General features: G+C 63.3%; 1 protein-coding gene. It reads right to left on the bottom strand.

Annotated elements, in window-relative coordinates:
• On the bottom strand, nucleotides 1-2,533 hold a 2,533-nt coding region (locus GY725_22190; GenBank protein ID MCP4006899.1), incomplete at its 3' end, for a hypothetical protein.
• Between the last annotated feature and the right edge of the window lie 37 nt (nucleotides 2,534-2,570).

The following is a 2,570-nucleotide window of genomic DNA, read 5'->3' as shown; positions in this document are numbered from 1 at the left end:
GCCCGACGGTCCCGATGTCGATCGCGAGCAGCGGATCCGATTCGGTCTCATCGATGTGCGCTGTCTGAGCGCTCGTAGACACATCGCTCGTGAGACCGACTGTCCCCGTCGCCTCGACCTTGCCCGCGAGGTTCGTGACGGTGAATCGCACCGGCCCGTAGAACGATGGCGTGCCGGATGCGTAGTGGGCGTAGTTGAGCGAGATGATGCGCTCGTCCTTCAGTTTGCTGACGTATCGCCGCTGCACGTTGTCGTCCGCTTGCGTCGTCTGCACCTTGCGCCCTTGCGCGTCAAACGTGCTCTCGGCCTCGCGCTCGAATCCATCGGTATTCGTTGACCAACCGGTGGGTGGACTCGTCGCGAACGTGTTGCTCACGTCCTTGACCACCTTCTCCAGGACACCGCCCGTCCAGTAGTAGTAGTCGAGGTTGCTGTTTTCCTGCTTCTCCCAGTCCTTGCGGCCTTGCTTGGTGAAGTGAGTCTTCCTCGTCAGGTGCGTCGCGCCACCAGGTCCGTTGTTGCCGCTCGAGACGATCGGGTGCTTGATCTCCAGCCCCAGGAGCATCAGCTCCTCACCCGCGCCCGTGTACCAGTCCGGATCGAACTCGGTGAGGTGCGATCCACTCGTGCCCGTGGTGATCGCCTCTGTGTAGACGCGCCGCTCATCCACGATGGGCCGCACGACGCTCTCGTTGGTGATCGTCATGCTCGCCGTGTCGTACGCGACTGTCCCCTCGAAATAGGCGGAGCCCGACGTGCCCGTCTTGTACTTGCGGTCGAGCACAAAGCCCTTTGTCTGCCCCGTCGTCTCCAGCACGAAGGTTCGCACCAGCCCAGCGGAGGTCGATGTCGAGATCGCCCACGACCCGAGGGCGTGTGTGTAGCCCGTGATGTTGGCGGGCGTACTGATGTCGGTGACTACACCGTCAGAGTTTCGCGTGACCTTCGTCACCCACCTGTCGGGGGCGGGGCTCGTGTCGTCGGGATCACCGTCCGTGATCGCCTGATGCACACTCTGGCCCGCCTCGTCGAAGTACTGGGTGAGGAATGACCCCTCGGGCTTTGCCACCACGACGCGGCTCATCCACGCCGTGTCATAGCCGGTCCCGTCCGAGTAGGTACTGCTGTCCTCGTACTCGATCGCGTGCTCGCCGTTCGCCCCGCCTCCGCAGCCGCACGCGCCGTTGAAGAAGGCGCTGTCCGCCCGGCGGCTCGAGTCGTACTCGATGTAGACCGATGCGTAGCTCTTCAGGTTGTCGGTCGTCTCGGTCTTGAAGTCCTCATCGAACGTCGAGTCCGTGGCCCAGTCCTGACGGCGAGTCCCCTCGTAATCGATCATCATCCGCAGCGCATGCGGATGGCCGGGGTTCGTCGTCGCGTTGTAGGTGCCCTCCCAGTAACGGTAGTAGCGCTTTCTGGTCGAGCTCACGCCCGAGTCGGAGAGCGGCGTCGTGATCTCGACCAGCTTGAGGTCCCCGGCGTCCCCGTGGCTCTCGCTGGTGTAGTACTCGTACTCCACCTTGGCGACTTCGGTCACGCCGCTCGGCGACTGCCCCCAGGTGCCGCTCGACTTCGTCTCCGCCTTCACCTCGGTCAGCCTCTCAGCGCTGTCGAGCGTCGTGTAAGTGTAGGAGAAGCGACGTTCCTCGGAGTCGTACGCCTTGAGGATCCGGCCCCCAGAGTCGTAGCCCTGGTCGATGTTCGGTGACACCTGGCCATTGATTGCGATGTCCTTGCTGGACGAGTGGCCGACGTAGGCTGAGAGCAAGCCAGGATCGGTCACCTTCCAGAGCTGGCCTTTCGCAGGGGCCGCGTCCCCGTCGAAGCCGAAGAAGACGAACTGGTAGCCCCACTGGTCGTAGTAGGTGTATGTATCGGGCCCGCTTCCATTCTCCTCGAACTCCACGACACCGGCGGCACCGTTGACGGCACAGAACTCGTCGCTCGTTCCCTCACGGTTGAACTCGATGAAGCGGTCCGCCCCGTAGATGAGATACAGCACGTCGTCCGTGTCCTCGGTGCCCTCCGCCGTGTCCCAGTAGATTGCGATCTCCGGCTGCGACATCTGAAACCAGTTCTTGCCCTGGTACCCGTCGCTGTCGTGGTGGGAAGCTGACGCCTCTTGCCTGCTGTTGTAGCTACGGCCAACTACCCAAGCGGGTCCGTCGGCGGGCAGGGAGATGTCGACGTCTGATGGGCCGAACGAGCCCGTCATCGTGCGAATGCCGTTCAGCGTCTGGTTCGCCGACCAAGGCGAGCCAAACGGATTGCCCGCCAGATGCATCGGGTGCGTCGAACCCGCGCGTGCTGCACCATCGATCCCCACGCCGCGCTGGATGACCAGCGGACTGATGTCCTGGACCGCCGTTGCAGCAGCCCGGTAGTTCGTCAACGTGCCGTCGTGGACGGCGAGGATCGACGAGCCTGATGCTGCTGCCACTTTCCGCGGCGAACGCGCCGTGAGGAAGGACACGAGCAAGACCAGCACGACGAAGAGAGGAGCGAAGATCTTCTTGGAGCCGAGTGCGGACATCGATGCCTCCGTAGGTGCATACGTACTTCCCGCCTCT

This window comes from bacterium, from assembly GCA_024226335.1.
Taxonomy (GTDB): Bacteria; Myxococcota_A; UBA9160; order SZUA-336; family SZUA-336; genus JAAELY01.
Note: the sequence above shows the minus strand (reverse complement) of the source record. Positions and strands in the feature narration are given on the sequence as shown.